This is a genomic window from Olleya sp. KKT75 (assembly GCF_055635485.1).
In genome coordinates this window covers 3,221,956-3,235,313 of record NZ_CM145759.1, presented here as the reverse complement: position 1 = coordinate 3,235,313, position 13,358 = coordinate 3,221,956, and the positions used below count along the sequence as shown (strand labels likewise).

15 protein-coding genes are annotated in these 13,358 nt (G+C 32.9%); 9 read left to right on the top strand and 6 right to left on the bottom strand.

Annotated elements, in window-relative coordinates:
* The first annotated feature begins 5 nt into the window (after positions 1–5).
* Positions 6–1,181 carry a proline dehydrogenase family protein gene (locus ACZ2G2_RS14500; protein ID WP_470392952.1) on the top strand — a complete coding sequence of 392 codons (1,176 nt, stop codon included), beginning with the start codon at positions 6–8 and terminating at the stop codon, positions 1,179–1,181.
* Positions 1,182–1,266: 85 nt separating this feature from the next.
* Here ACZ2G2_RS14500 and ACZ2G2_RS14495 read toward each other — a convergent pair whose 3' ends face one another.
* From ACZ2G2_RS14495 to porX, 6 genes are all read right to left on the bottom strand, one after another.
* Positions 1,267–1,650 carry a DUF4258 domain-containing protein gene (locus tag ACZ2G2_RS14495; RefSeq protein WP_101203467.1) on the bottom strand — a complete coding sequence of 128 codons (384 nt, stop codon included), beginning with the start codon at positions 1,648–1,650 and terminating at the stop codon, positions 1,267–1,269.
* A 22-nt stretch (positions 1,651–1,672) separates the two neighbouring features.
* Positions 1,673–2,872 carry an alanine dehydrogenase gene (locus ACZ2G2_RS14490; protein WP_090841087.1) on the bottom strand — a complete coding sequence of 400 codons (1,200 nt, stop codon included), beginning with the start codon at positions 2,870–2,872 and terminating at the stop codon, positions 1,673–1,675.
* Between the two features lie 135 nt (positions 2,873–3,007).
* Entirely contained in the window at positions 3,008–3,541 is a 534-nt protein-coding gene (locus ACZ2G2_RS14485) for a hypothetical protein (protein ID WP_470392949.1), read from the bottom strand.
* Positions 3,504–3,647, bottom strand: a complete 144-nt coding sequence (locus tag ACZ2G2_RS14480; protein ID WP_470392947.1) for a hypothetical protein — start codon at positions 3,645–3,647, stop codon at positions 3,504–3,506. Before ACZ2G2_RS14480 ends, ACZ2G2_RS14485 begins: the two co-directional genes overlap by 38 nt.
* A gap of 167 nt (positions 3,648–3,814) precedes the next feature.
* Complete coding sequence (gene tsaE / locus ACZ2G2_RS14475; protein WP_470392946.1) at positions 3,815–4,228, bottom strand: tRNA (adenosine(37)-N6)-threonylcarbamoyltransferase complex ATPase subunit type 1 TsaE; 414 nt, start codon at positions 4,226–4,228, stop codon at positions 3,815–3,817.
* Positions 4,229–4,255: 27 nt separating this feature from the next.
* Complete coding sequence (porX, locus tag ACZ2G2_RS14470) at positions 4,256–5,809, bottom strand: T9SS response regulator signal transducer PorX (protein WP_470392944.1); 1,554 nt, start codon at positions 5,807–5,809, stop codon at positions 4,256–4,258.
* A 37-nt stretch (positions 5,810–5,846) separates the two neighbouring features.
* On the opposite strand from porX, the gene ACZ2G2_RS14465 reads away from it, so the two are divergent.
* From ACZ2G2_RS14465 to sucD, 8 genes are all read left to right on the top strand, one after another.
* Entirely contained in the window at positions 5,847–7,076 is a 1,230-nt protein-coding gene (locus ACZ2G2_RS14465; protein ID WP_282070372.1) for an HD domain-containing protein, read from the top strand.
* Positions 7,077–7,101: 25 nt separating this feature from the next.
* Positions 7,102–8,130, top strand: coding sequence for a UDP-3-O-(3-hydroxymyristoyl)glucosamine N-acyltransferase (lpxD, locus tag ACZ2G2_RS14460; protein ID WP_090841077.1), 1,029 nt, complete (start codon positions 7,102–7,104; stop codon positions 8,128–8,130).
* On the top strand, positions 8,117–9,523 hold the full coding sequence (locus tag ACZ2G2_RS14455) for a bifunctional UDP-3-O-[3-hydroxymyristoyl] N-acetylglucosamine deacetylase/3-hydroxyacyl-ACP dehydratase (protein WP_101203470.1): 1,407 nt from the start codon (positions 8,117–8,119) through the stop codon (positions 9,521–9,523). The genes lpxD and ACZ2G2_RS14455 overlap by 14 nt, the downstream gene beginning before the upstream one ends.
* 68 nt (positions 9,524–9,591) lie before the next feature.
* Positions 9,592–10,377: an acyl-ACP--UDP-N-acetylglucosamine O-acyltransferase gene (lpxA, locus tag ACZ2G2_RS14450; RefSeq protein WP_090841073.1), complete on the top strand. Its 786-nt coding sequence runs from the start codon at positions 9,592–9,594 to the stop codon at positions 10,375–10,377.
* 19 nt (positions 10,378–10,396) lie between these two features.
* Positions 10,397–10,963: an elongation factor P gene (gene efp / locus ACZ2G2_RS14445; protein ID WP_470392941.1), complete on the top strand. Its 567-nt coding sequence runs from the start codon at positions 10,397–10,399 to the stop codon at positions 10,961–10,963.
* Positions 10,964–10,975: 12 nt separating this feature from the next.
* Positions 10,976–11,911: a UDP-3-O-(3-hydroxymyristoyl)glucosamine N-acyltransferase gene (locus ACZ2G2_RS14440; RefSeq protein WP_101203472.1), complete on the top strand. Its 936-nt coding sequence runs from the start codon at positions 10,976–10,978 to the stop codon at positions 11,909–11,911.
* Positions 11,912–12,304 (top strand): nuclear transport factor 2 family protein, encoded by a 393-nt coding sequence (locus tag ACZ2G2_RS14435; protein WP_101203473.1) that lies wholly within the window; start codon positions 11,912–11,914, stop codon positions 12,302–12,304.
* Between the two features lie 98 nt (positions 12,305–12,402).
* Complete coding sequence (gene sucD / locus ACZ2G2_RS14430; protein ID WP_470392939.1) at positions 12,403–13,275, top strand: succinate--CoA ligase subunit alpha; 873 nt, start codon at positions 12,403–12,405, stop codon at positions 13,273–13,275.
* Positions 13,276–13,358: the final 83 nt, after the last annotated feature.

Sequence of the window (13,358 nt, the reverse complement as noted above, 5' to 3'; positions counted from 1 at the left end):
ATAATATGGCAAAGGTTACTTTTTTTGAAAACACAGAAGTTGCATTTAAGCTTAAAAGCGATTCTGAATTAGAACGCGCTTATTTTTTATTTAAAATGATATCTAACCAACCGTTGGTTAGGATAGGTACGGCAGCTACTAATTTTGCTTTAAAAGCACATCTACCGGTAGAAGGTTTAATACGTGCTACCGTGTTTGATCATTTTTGTGGTGGTGTTAATGAGGACGACTGTTTGTCTGTTATTGATAAGATGTATACTGCTGGTGTATGTTCTGTTTTAGATTACTCGGTAGAAGGAAAAGCTATTGAAAACCAGTTTGATTCTGCTAAAGAAAAAATAATGAAGCTGGTTGAGTTTAGTGATGAGAAAGAAGCTATGCCTATTGTTGTGTTTAAACCAACAGGTTTAGGGCGTATTTTCTTGTTTCAGAAAAAAGGAGAAGGTAAAGTATTTACTGAAGAGGAAGCGCAGGAGTGGAATAGAATTGTAGATAGATATCATTCTATTTGTAAATTAGCTAAAGCCCGTGATGTTGAAGTTTTGATTGATGGAGAAGAGAGTTGGATGCAAGATGCTGCAGATCAATTGGCGGAGGATATGATGAAAATTTATAACACGGATAAGCCTATTGTGTATAATACGTTACAAACTTATAGACATGATCGCTTAGCGTTTTTAAAGGCTTCTCATGCGCGTGCTAAATCTGGAGGTTATACTTTAGGTTATAAGATAGTTCGTGGCGCATACATGGAAAAAGAGCGTGAACGCGCTAAAGATAAAGGGTATGCATCCCCAATTTGTAAAGATAAAATCACCACAGATAAAAACTTTAATGATTGTCTGTTGTATATATTAGATAATTTAGAGACTATTTCCATCTTTATTGGAACGCATAATGAAGAGAGTTCTTATTTAGCATTACAATTGATGGAAAAATTAGGTGTTGATAAAAAAGATAACCGCGTTTGGTTTGGTCAATTATATGGTATGAGTGATCATATTAGTTTTAATTTAGCAGCTCAAGGTTATAATGTTGCAAAGTATTTGCCATTTGGACCTGTTAAAGATGTGATGCCTTATTTAATTAGACGTGCAGAAGAAAACACTTCGGTTGCAGGGCAAACAGGTCGCGAATTAACATTATTAAAAGCAGAGCGTAAGAGAAGAAAACAAAAATAACACGTTAGTTGTTATGCGGTAAAATAAAAAAAGAGCGATTTGTTATAACAAATCGCTCTTTTTTGTATTTAAAATAGAATAGTCTTTAGTCTAAAAATGTTATGTTTTTTAAAGTTGCAATACTGTCACAGTTCTCAATATAAAACTCTAAATTTTTATTGTCTTTAGTTTCGCCGTATATATAATAGACGCCACAAGGTTTTTTTCTAGCTTCACTTTTAGAGAAATCAATATCTCCTTCTTTAAGAATATAACTTATTGAAGCTGTATCAATAGTTTTTGATGCTATTAATGCTTCGCTTTCTGAAGAAAAATGTAGTGTTTTTGTTCTAATGTTTTTAAGGACTCTAGCTTCTGGGCCATAACTATACTCGCAAGACACACCTCTTCCGTTTAAGAAAAAAGCTAAAATTACAAGTCCAATTGCAAATCCACCAAAGTAATAACCAAATCTGTGTAATATTTTCATTCTAAAGTTTTGAATTGCAAATTTAGAATATTAATAGGTTAATATCACTATGTTTTAGGTCAAACCATTCTCCAACTGCACGACTAGTTAAAATACCATGATAAAAATACAGCCCATTTTTAAGTCCTTTATCAAAACGAATAGCGTGTTCTAATCCACCATCATCCGCAATTTTAAGCAGATAAGGCGTAAATATGTTGCTTATAGAGGCCGAAGCTGTTCTAGAATAACGTGCTGGAATATTTGGAACGCAATAATGAATAACTCCGTTTTTACGATAAGTAGGGTTATCATGTGTTGTGATTTCGCTAGTTTCAAAACAACCTCCCATATCAATACTAACATCAATAATTACAGAGCCTTTTTTCATGTTTTCAACCATGGTTTCGGATACTAAAATTGGAGATCTGTCTTTTCCTCTTACAGCACCAATAACAACGTCACAACGTTTTAAGGCTTTGCTTAAGTATTTTGGTTGAATAGTTGATGTGTATATTGTACGACCTAAATTAGCTTGTAAGCAGCGTAGTTTAGTAATAGAGTTATCAAACACTTTTACGTTTGCTCCAAGACCAATAGCGCTTCTTGCTGCAAATTCGCCCACTGTACCAGCGCCTAAAATAACAACTTCTACAGGTGGTACACCGCTAATATTACCAAACATTAAACCGTTACCGTTGCTAGAGTTGCTTAATAATTCTGATGCAATCAAAACGGAAGCAGTACCCGCAATTTCACTTAATGCTCTAACAGCAGGAAAAGCCCCATCTTCGTCACGAATAAACTCAAAAGCCAAAGCGGTAATGCGTTTAGCAGCAAGTTTTTCAAAATATTTTTTGGTTTGTGTTTTTATTTGAAGCGCAGATATTAATGTAGTCTGTGGGTTTATTAATTCTAATTCGTCTAGAGTAGGAGGTTCTACCTTTAAAATCATAGGACAAGAATATACTTTTGCGGTATCTTTTGTGACTTCCGCTCCAGCTTCGCTATAATCTTTGTCACTAAAATTAGCGCCTTTTCCTGCTTCTGATTCTATTAAAACGCGATGTCCATTACTTACAATTGCAGAAACAGCATCGGGAGTTAGGCAAACACGCTTTTCTTGAAAAGCAGTTTCCTTAGGTATTCCTATAAAAAGCTCGCTTTTATGTTTGTATATTTCTAAAGTTTCCTCTTGAGGAAGTAATTGTTCTTTAGAAAAAGGAGAGAGCGGTTTAGACATAATTAGAGTGATTTTTAAAACTGAAACAAATTACAAAATTATTATAATTAAAAGCATTAAAAATGTAGTCTTATTTTAGTCTAAAGTAATGATAGTCTTTTTGTTTGAAAATTAGTTACTGGAAGTACGTTAGGTTTAGAAGTATTGCTTGACTTTTCCCCAAAATGTTTTAGGTCTAAAGGTTAATTCGTCTTCTAAATCTTGCATTGTTTGTCCAGCACTATTAATTGAGTTGAATAGTCTGGCTCTTACTAAATAAATAGAAGGTACTATAATACCCATTATAGGTACTAGATGAACTAATTGGAATTCGTCAATAAAGTAAAGTTCTTCATTCATAACACCAATTGATTGGTAACTGTACATAGCAATAGGAACAAGTAATGCGTGATACCACCAATGACGACAGGTGAAAAACCAAATAAATAGTAATATCAAGGGGATAGCTTTCATTAAAAACACCCAAAGCCCAATTTGTACGCTACCGAAATGACCACTACTTACAGTTCCGAAAGATGTTGTCCAATTTTCATTGTCAGGAACATATTCATATAAATAAAACAAAAAGGGAGTTACAGCTATAAATATAGCTATAATACTCCCCTTAAAGATGTTCTTTGAATAAGTAATCTTATCCGTGCTTTGCGATTTTAATTTTTCGTTTATCAACTTCTGTTGTTTGTTGTCCATTTAAATCAATAAGATTTGTTGCTTGAGCTGTAAATAATACACCTCCGAAAATAGCCATAGCTATTACATACTTTTTAGTTTTCATTTGTTAGGGATTTAATTAATTATACGTCTAAACTATATAAATTATCCTTACAAAAATCGACTAAATGTTAAAATTATGTTAAAAAACGTGTTTTATTATTTTTTTGATGTGGTTAAAACCGCACTTGGTCAAAAATACACTTTTTATTGAAAGAAAAAAGCGAAAGTTTACTTGATATTTTCAATCGATATAGTTCTTGATGTGTTTTCTGACAAAGTTATTTTTACAACAGAATATTTGTCTTGTATCAATGGTTTCAATAGTTCTGGCCATTCTACAAAAACAAAGTTGTTATTGTAAATGTAAGTATCTATACCAAAGTCATATAGCTCGTCTTCGCTTTCTATGCGATACAAATCAAAGTGATAAATGGACTGGTTTTTTGCTAAATACTCGTTAACTATGGAGAAGGTAGGACTGCTAACAACGTCATTACTCCCTAAAAGTTTAATTAAAGTCTTAATGAGTGTTGTTTTACCAACACCCATTTCGCCTTCAAATAATATTATTTTAGAATCTACAGTCTCAAGAAGTGTTTTTGCTACTGTTTCAACGTCATTTAATGTATAATGTATTACCACTGTATTTATTTTTTGAGCAAAAATAAATTATTTAGGACTTAAAACTACAAACGGAATAATCATTTCTTCTAAAGAGACGCCACCATGTTGGTATGTATTACGATAATAACTAACATAATGGTTGTAGTTATTTGGATAAGCAAAGAATAAATCGCTTTTAGCGAATATAAAAGAGCTATTCATGTTAATAGAAGGTAGGTGTATTGTTTTTGGATCTTTAGCAGCAAGGACATCTTTGTTTTCGTAACTTAAACTACGTCCTGTTTTATAACGTAAGTTTAAACTAGTATCTCTATCTCCAATAACTTTAGATGGGTTTTTTACATTTATTGTACCGTGATCTGTAGTTATGATTAATTTAAAGCCCATTTGTTGCGCTTGCTGTATCATTTCTAATAAAGGTGAGTTTTTAAACCAACTCTGTGTTAAACTACGGTAAGCTTTGTCATTAGAGGCTAGTTCTTTTACTACATCCATTTCCGTTTTAGAGTGTGATAGCATGTCTACAAAATTATAAACAACAACAGTTAAGTCGTTATCTTTTAGTCCTCTAAAATTGCTTGCTAATTTTTTTCCTGAAGCTAGATTCGTGATTTTGTAATATTCGTGTTTTAGGTTGCTTAGACCTAAGCGTTTCATTTGTGCGTTTAAAAAATCTGCTTCATGCAAATTTTTACCACCTTCATCTGTGTCGTTTTTCCAATATTCAGGGTGTAGTTTTTCCATATCACTAGGCATTAACCCAGAAAAAATGGCATTTCTAGCATATTGTGTTGCTGTAGGTAAGATGCTATAAAAAGCTTCTTCTTTTTGTTTTTTATAATGGTTACTTATAAAAGGTTCAAACGCTTTCCATTGGTCATAACGTAAATTATCTACTACAACTAAAAGTGTAGGTTGCTCTTTGCTTAGTTCTGGCGCAATACGTTCTCTAAACAACGTGTGTGATAATATAGGTGCATCCGTATTTGGCTCAAACCAAGACGGGTAATTTTTGTCAATAAATTTACCAAATTGTGTGTTGGCTTCGTTTTTTTGAGATTCTAAAATCTCAAACATACTTGGATCCTCGATGTCTTCAAGCTGAATTTCCCAATAGATAAGCTTTTTATATAGATCTACCCATTCTTCATAACTATTTACCATAGCCATATCCATAGCTATTTTTCTAAACTCTTGTTGGTAGTTAGATGTTGTTTTTTCTGATACCAATCTAGAGTGGTCTAAGTTTTTCTTCAGACTTAGTAAAATCTGATTCGGATTAACCGGTTTTATAAGGTAATCGGCAATTTTGTTACCAATAGCTTCCTCCATAATATATTCTTCTTCACTTTTAGTAATCATTACCACAGGAAGCGTGTCTTGTTTTTCTTTAATTTCATTTAAAGTCTCCAAACCTGTTAAGCCAGGCATGTTTTCATCTAAAAAAACAATATCAAACTTCTGTTCGTCTAGGATTTCTAAAGCTTCTGTTCCAGAATTACAAGTGGTTACATTGTAGTTTTTTTTCTCTAAAAACAGGATATGAGGCTTTAATAAATCTATTTCGTCATCAACCCAAAGAATATTTATATTGTTCATGTATATTTGTGTATATTAATTAAATAAAGGCTTAAGCTTGAAAGCAAGTAACAAACTTAAAATACTAAACGACCCAATTTACGGATTTATTACTATTCCAAATTCGATAATTTTTGATTTGATAGAACATAAATACTTTCAGCGTTTGCGACGCATATCGCAAATGGGGTTGTCTTATTTAGTATATCCAGGAGCACATCACACTAGATTCCATCATGCTATTGGCTGTATGCATTTAATGCAAAAAGCAGTTCAAGTACTACGTTTTAAGGGTGTTGCCATTTCTGAAGATGAAGAAAAAGCGTTATATATAGCTATTTTATTACATGATATTGGACATGGTCCTTTTAGTCATGCTATGGAACATAGTATTGTAAGTGGTATATCTCATGAAGAGATTTCGTCCTTATTCATGCAAGAATTGAATAAAGAATTTAACGACGATTTAACACTTGCTATTCAGATTTTTAAAGGTGAGTATCACCGTAAGTTTATGTTGCAGCTAATTTCTAGTCAAATAGATATGGACCGCGCAGATTATTTAAAACGTGATAGTTTTTACACAGGTGTGTCAGAAGGTAATATTAATAGTGAGCGTTTAATCACCATGCTTAACGTTAAAAAAGACGAGCTGGTTGTAGAGGATAAAGGTATTTATAGTGTCGAAAAGTTTTTAGTAGCACGACGTTTAATGTATTGGCAAGTATATTTACATAAAACAAGTTTGGTAGCAGAACAGTTATTAATAAGAGTTTTAAAACGCGCTAAAGAGTTAGTTAAAAATGGTGTAAGTCTAGAAGCCAGTAAACCATTAAAATTCTTTTTAGAGAATGAAATTACTTTAAAGGAATTTGACTCTACGTGTTTAGAGACATTTGCAAAGTTAGATGATTACGATATTGTTACTGCAATGAAAAATTGGCAATACCATGATGATTTTGTTTTGAAAAACCTTTGCGACATGATTATTAATAGACATTTGTTAAAAATTAAAATCAAAAAGAAACCAATCAAAAAACAAGTTTTAGCAGATCATATGACATCCTTATTAGGTAGATGTGATATATCAGAGCATGAAGCGAGTTATTTTGTGTTTACAGGTCAGATTAGTAATCAGGCGTATTCACAAAAAAAACAGAACATAAATATTTTGCACAAAAGTGGTAAAGTAGAGGATATAGTTAAGGCTTCAGACCAAATAAGTCTTAAAGCGCTCTCAAAACCTGTGACTAAATATTATATATGTTATCCAAAAGCCCAACTTTAGCACATTTTTTCTATTTTTGTTGACAATGAAATTTACTGCAGAACAAATAGCTGGTATTTTAGATGGTACTGTAGAGGGTAATCCTCAAGCAGAAGTCTCTAAACTATCCAAAATTGAAGAAGGAGTGGAAGGCGCTTTGACCTTTTTGGCAAACCCTAAATACACTCCTTATATATACACAACAAAAGCAACCATTGCTATTGTTGGTAATGACTTTGTACCGGAGCATGATATAGCGTGTACATTAATAAAAGTAGAAGATGCTTATAAATCGTTTTCAAAATTATTAGAATATTATAATCAGGTTAAACTTAATAAGTTTGGAATAGAACAACCAACATCAATCTCTGAAACCTCTAAAATTGGTAAGGATATTTATATTGGTGCGTTTTCTGTAATAGGAGAGAATGTTACCATTGGAGACAATGTAAAGATTTTTCCTAATTGCTATGTAGGAGATAATGTTAGTATTGATGATAATACAGTGTTGTTTTCTGGAGCTAAAATATATTCTGAATGTGTTATTGGAAAAAACTGTGTTATTAATTCTGGAGTAATAATTGGAGCTGATGGCTTTGGTTTTGCGCCTAATGAGGCAGGAGAATACACAAAAGTACCACAAATTGGTAATGTTATTTTAGAAGATTTTGTGGATGTTGGAGCAGCAACTACAATTGATAGAGCAACCTTAGGGTCGACTATAATTAGGCGTGGTGTTAAGTTAGACAATCAAATACAGATTGCACATAATGTTGAGATTGGTAAAAACACTGTAATTGCAGCCCAAACGGGTATTGCGGGTTCTACCAAAATTGGCGAAAATTGCCAAATAGGAGGTCAAGTAGGTTTTGCTGGGCATTTAACTATTGGTAATAACGTAAAGATACAAGCCCAATCCGGTATTGGAAAAAACATAAAGGATAACGAAATTTTACAAGGATCTCCAGCATTTGGTTATGGAGATTGGAATAAATCGTATGTTTACTTTAAAAATCTTCCAAAACTGGTAAAAACTATAAACGAATTAGAAAAAAAAGGCAATGGGAATAATTAGTACTGACATAAAGCAAAAAACCATCCAAAAGGAAATATCCCTTAAAGGTGTAGGCTTACATACAGGAAAAGAGGTAACATTAACTTTTAAACCTGCTCCAGTAAATGCTGGATTTGCTTTTAAAAGAATTGATTTAGAAGGAAGCCCCGTGATTGAGGCAGATGCCAATTATGTTACAAACACGCAACGTGGTACTTGTTTAGAAAAAAACGGAGTTACTATTCAGACTTGCGAGCATGTTTTAGCAGCTTTGGTAGGTTTGGATATTGATAATGCCATTTTAGAAATGGATAATTCTGAACCACCAATTATGGATGGATCTTCTAAGTTTTTTGTCGAAGCAATTGAAGCTGCAGGTATAGAGGAGCAAGATGCTTTTCGCGAAGAGTATGAGGTTTCTGACGTTATATCTTATATGGACGAAGAAACGGGGAGCGAGATTTTAGTAATGCCAGCTAAAAACTACCAAGTAACAACTATGGTAGATTTTGGAACTAAAGTATTAGGGACTCAAAATGCAACTTTAACAAAGTTAGCAGACTTTAAAAAAGATATTTCAGACTCTAGGACTTTTAGTTTTTTACATGAATTAGAAGCGCTTTTAGAACACGGATTAATAAAAGGAGGAGACTTAAATAATGCTATTGTTTATGTAGATAAAGAGTTATCAGAGTCTACAATGGAAAAACTAAAAAAAGCATTTAATAAAGACTCTATTGCGGTTAAACCAAACGGGATATTAGACAATTTAACATTGCATTACCCAAATGAAGCAGCAAGACATAAGTTATTAGATGTTATTGGAGATTTAGCTTTAATCGGAACACGTATTAGAGGTAAAATAATAGCTAATAAACCAGGCCATTTTGTAAACACTCAGTTTGCAAAAAAGATGTCTAAATTAATTAAAAACGAAAGACGTAATAACGTACCAAAAATAGATTTGAGTCAAACACCAGTTATGGATGTGATGCAAATCATGGATATGTTACCACATAGACAACCATTTTTATTACTAGATAAGGTTTTTGAATTATCAGATAGCCATGTTATAGGACTTAAAAATGTGACCATGAACGAAGAGTTCTTTAAAGGTCATTTTCCAGGAGCTCCAGTAATGCCAGGGGTTTTAATTATTGAAGCTATGGCGCAAACAGGAGGTATACTAGTATTAAGTACTGTACCGGATCCGGAGAATTATTTAACCTTTTTTATGAAAATGGATAAAGTTAAATTTAAACAAAAAGTAGTACCAGGAGATACGTTAATTTTTAAGTGTTCGTTAATAACACCAATTAGACGTGGTATCTGTCATATGCAAGGTTACGCCTATGCTAACGGTAAATTATGTGCTGAAGCAGAATTGATGGCACAAATTTCAAAAGTAAAATAATACAAAAACGTTATTGTAATTTAATTACTAAAATGTTTTTACAAATTTATTAGAACAAAACAATAAAGATGAACCAACCCTTAGCATACGTACATCCAGGAGCAAAAATCGCCAAAAATGTTGTTATTGAACCATTTACGACTATATACAATAATGTAACAATAGGAGAAGGTACTTGGATAGGTAGTAATGTAACTATAATGGAAGGCGCGAGAATAGGGAAAAATTGTAATATTTTTCCAGGTTCTGTAATTTCGGCTGTACCACAAGATTTAAAATATAACGACGAAGACACATTAACTATAATAGGAGATAATGTTACTATTAGAGAATGTGTTACGATAAATAGAGGAACTACAGATAGAATGAAAACCGTAATTGGTGACAATTGTCTGATTATGGCCTATTGCCACATTGCACATGATTGTATTGTTGGTAATAACTGTATTTTTTCTAATAATTCTACATTAGCAGGACATATTAATATAGGTGACTATGTTGTATTGGCTGGGATGACGGCTGTACATCAGTTTTGTTCAGTGGGTAGTCACGCATTTGTAACAGGAGGATCTTTAGTACGTAAGGATGTACCACCGTTTGTAAAAGCGGGGCGTGAGCCATTATCTTACGTTGGTATTAATTCTGTTGGTTTACGTAGAAGAGGTTATACTACAGAGAAAATAAGAGAAATTCAGGATATATTCAGAATTTTATATCAAAAAAATTATAATAATACCCAAGCTGCAGGAATCATTGAAGCAGAAATGGAAGCGACTACAGAACGAGACGAAATTCTTCAGTTTATAAAGAATTCTCATCGTGGAATCATGAAAGGGTATTTTAAATCAAATTAAAAATTAAAAAAAAAGATAAATGGCAAGTACTTCAGATATTAGAAACGGACTTTGTATTAAATATAATAACGATATTTATAAAATAATCGAGTTTTTACATGTAAAACCAGGAAAAGGACCAGCGTTTGTTAGAACAAAAATGAAAAGTGTAACTAACGGAAAAGTGTTAGATAATACATTTTCTGCAGGTCATAAATTGGAAGATGTAAGAGTAGAGACACATAAGTTTCAATATTTATATAATGATGGCGAATTTTATCATTTTATGAATGAAGCGGATTACACTCAAATTAGATTATTAGAATCTGCTTTAGATACGCCAGGTTTAATGAAAGAAGGTGAGGTAGTTACTATTCAAATTAACTCAGAAGACAACATGCCACTTTCTGTAGATATGCCTGCAACGGTTATATTAGAAGTAACAGCTACGGAGCCTGGAGTTAAAGGAAATACTGCAACTAACGCAACTAAGCCTGCAACTGTTGAAACTGGAGCTACTGTAAACGTGCCTTTATTTATTAATGAAGGAGACAAGATTAAAGTAGAAACAGAAAAAGGGACGTATAAAGAACGTGTTAAAGAATAGTCAAGTCGCACAATGAGATTCCCTAAACCATATACTTTAGAGACTATTGCTAATCTAATAGATTGTAAATTTATTGGAGATGCAAATTTTGAGGTGTTAGGCATGAATGAGATTCATGTTGTGCAACCCGGAGATATTGTCTTTGTAGATCATCCTAAATATTACGATAAGGCATTACTTAGTGCAGCTACCATTGTTTTAATTAATAAAGAGGTAGATTGTCCTGAGGGTAAAGCATTGTTGATTAGTGATGATCCGTTTAGAGATTTTAATAAATTAACGTCACATTTTAAGCCTTTTACTAGTTCAAACTCTGCTATTTCGGCTTCAGCCAAAATTGGAAAAAACACAGTAATACAGCCTAATTGCTTTATTGGAAACAATGTTGTGATAGGAGATAATTGTGTGATCCATTCTAACGTTAGTATTTATGATGATGCTGTTATTGGTAATAACGTTACCATCCATGCAGGAACCATTTTAGGTGCTAGTGCTTTTTACTATAAAAACAGACCAGAAGGATTTGATCAGTTAAAATCTGGAGGTAGAGTCGTTATAAAAGATAATGTAGATATTGGAGCACTTTGTACTATAGATAAAGGTGTAACAGGAGATACTATTATTGGAGAAGGCTCTAAATTGGACAATCAAATACAAGTTGGACATGATACCGTGATTGGTAAAAAATGTTTAATAGCTTCTCAAACGGGTATTGCTGGATGTTGTATTATTGAAGACGAAGTAACACTTTGGGGACAAGTAGGTACAACTAGCGGTATAACTATTGGTAAAAAAGCAAATGTTTTAGGACAAACAGGTGTTACAAAATCAATTGCTGGAGGAAAGTCGTATTTTGGAACACCAATAGAAGAGTCAAGAGTAAAATTAAAAGAGCTAGCTTATATTAAGCGAATTCCTGAAATAATTAAACAATTAAAAAATAAGTAGATGTCAGCCAGAGCAGTTGTAAAAGCCTTTTATAATTTAGATTTAGCAAAAGCAGAAGATGCTATTAAAATGTTTGACAAAGATTGTCAGTTACATTGGAATAGTAGCAATGGTTACACAGCTTTAGATTATGATGGCATAAGTAAAAAATTAGCAGAAGTAAGACAGTCTTTTGTAACGTTTACTTATAAATTAAGTCATTTGTTAAAAGAAAATGATACAATAACTGCAAGATATACGGCGTATGCGGCAACTATTGAAAGACCGGATAAAGTAGAGCCAATAGCGCATTTTATTTCTATTTGGGAAGTCAAGGACGGACTTTTATACAAAGGACATGAAATAAGTCAATTGTTTGACGAAAATCCATCTAGCTTATCTTCATATTCTTAAAAATAAAAATTTAAAATACTTTTAGTAATAGCAATCAAAATCTTACTTTTGCATTGCAAATAACAATTCAATACAAAACTTCTTAATCAATACAAAACATGAGCGTTTTAGTAAACAAAGATTCAAAAATAATAGTTCAAGGATTTACAGGTAGTGAAGGTACTTTTCACGCCGGACAAATGATTGAATACGGAACAAATGTAGTAGGTGGTGTAACACCAGGTAAAGGTGGTCAAACACATTTAGACAGACCAGTTTTTAACACAGTTCAAGAAGCTGTAGATAAAGCAGGAGCAGACACAACTATTATTTTTGTACCACCAGCTTTTGCAGCAGACGCAATTATGGAAGCTGCTAATGCAGGAATAAAAGTAATCATTTGTATTACAGAAGGTATTCCTGTAGCAGATATGATTAAAGCTGCAGCATATATCAAAGATAGAGACTGTAGATTAATTGGCCCTAACTGTCCAGGAGTTATTACTCCAGGAGAAGCTAAAGTTGGTATTATGCCAGGTTTTGTTTTCAAAAAAGGAAAAGTAGGTATCGTGTCTAAATCTGGTACTTTAACTTATGAGGCTGCTGATCAAGTTGTAAAACAAGGATTAGGAATCACTACTGCTATTGGTATTGGTGGAGATCCAATTATCGGAACAACTACTAAAGAAGCTGTTGAGTTATTAATTAACGATCCAGAGACTGAATGTGTTGTAATGATTGGTGAAATTGGAGGTCAATTAGAAGCAGATGCTGCTAACTGGTACAAAGCTTCAGGTAGTAAAAAACCTATCGTTGGTTTTATCGCAGGAGAAACTGCACCAGCAGGACGTACAATGGGTCATGCAGGAGCAATTGTAGGTGGATCTGATGATACAGCTCAAGCTAAAAAAGCAATTATGAGAGAATGTGGAATTCACGTTGTAGATTCTCCAGCAGAAATTGGAAAAAAGGTTGCCGAAGTTATGGTATAATCAATTTAACGCTAATGTGTTAAAATATTCCAAATAAATAAACGTTTAAAGTTCGTTGGCTTAATTTAGCTAACGAACTTTTT

Bases quoted from the DNA above. Each gene is read 5' to 3' on its own strand.
- ACZ2G2_RS14500 (WP_470392952.1), top strand. From the start codon at position 6: ATGGCAAAGGTTACTTTTTTTGAAAACACAGAAGTTGCATTTAAGCTT.
- ACZ2G2_RS14495 (WP_101203467.1), bottom strand. From the start codon at position 1,650: ATGAAAATATTACACAGATTTGGTTATTACTTTGGTGGATTTGCAATT.
- ACZ2G2_RS14490 (WP_090841087.1), bottom strand. From the start codon at position 2,872: ATGTCTAAACCGCTCTCTCCTTTTTCTAAAGAACAATTACTTCCTCAA.
- ACZ2G2_RS14480 (WP_470392947.1), bottom strand. From the start codon at position 3,647: ATGAAAACTAAAAAGTATGTAATAGCTATGGCTATTTTCGGAGGTGTA.
- porX (WP_470392944.1), bottom strand. From the start codon at position 5,809: ATGAACAATATAAATATTCTTTGGGTTGATGACGAAATAGATTTATTA.
- lpxD (WP_090841077.1), top strand. From the start codon at position 7,102: ATGAAATTTACTGCAGAACAAATAGCTGGTATTTTAGATGGTACTGTA.
- ACZ2G2_RS14455 (WP_101203470.1), top strand. From the start codon at position 8,117: ATGGGAATAATTAGTACTGACATAAAGCAAAAAACCATCCAAAAGGAA.
- lpxA (WP_090841073.1), top strand. From the start codon at position 9,592: ATGAACCAACCCTTAGCATACGTACATCCAGGAGCAAAAATCGCCAAA.
- efp (WP_470392941.1), top strand. From the start codon at position 10,397: ATGGCAAGTACTTCAGATATTAGAAACGGACTTTGTATTAAATATAAT.
- ACZ2G2_RS14440 (WP_101203472.1), top strand. From the start codon at position 10,976: ATGAGATTCCCTAAACCATATACTTTAGAGACTATTGCTAATCTAATA.
- ACZ2G2_RS14435 (WP_101203473.1), top strand. From the start codon at position 11,912: ATGTCAGCCAGAGCAGTTGTAAAAGCCTTTTATAATTTAGATTTAGCA.
- sucD (WP_470392939.1), top strand. From the start codon at position 12,403: ATGAGCGTTTTAGTAAACAAAGATTCAAAAATAATAGTTCAAGGATTT.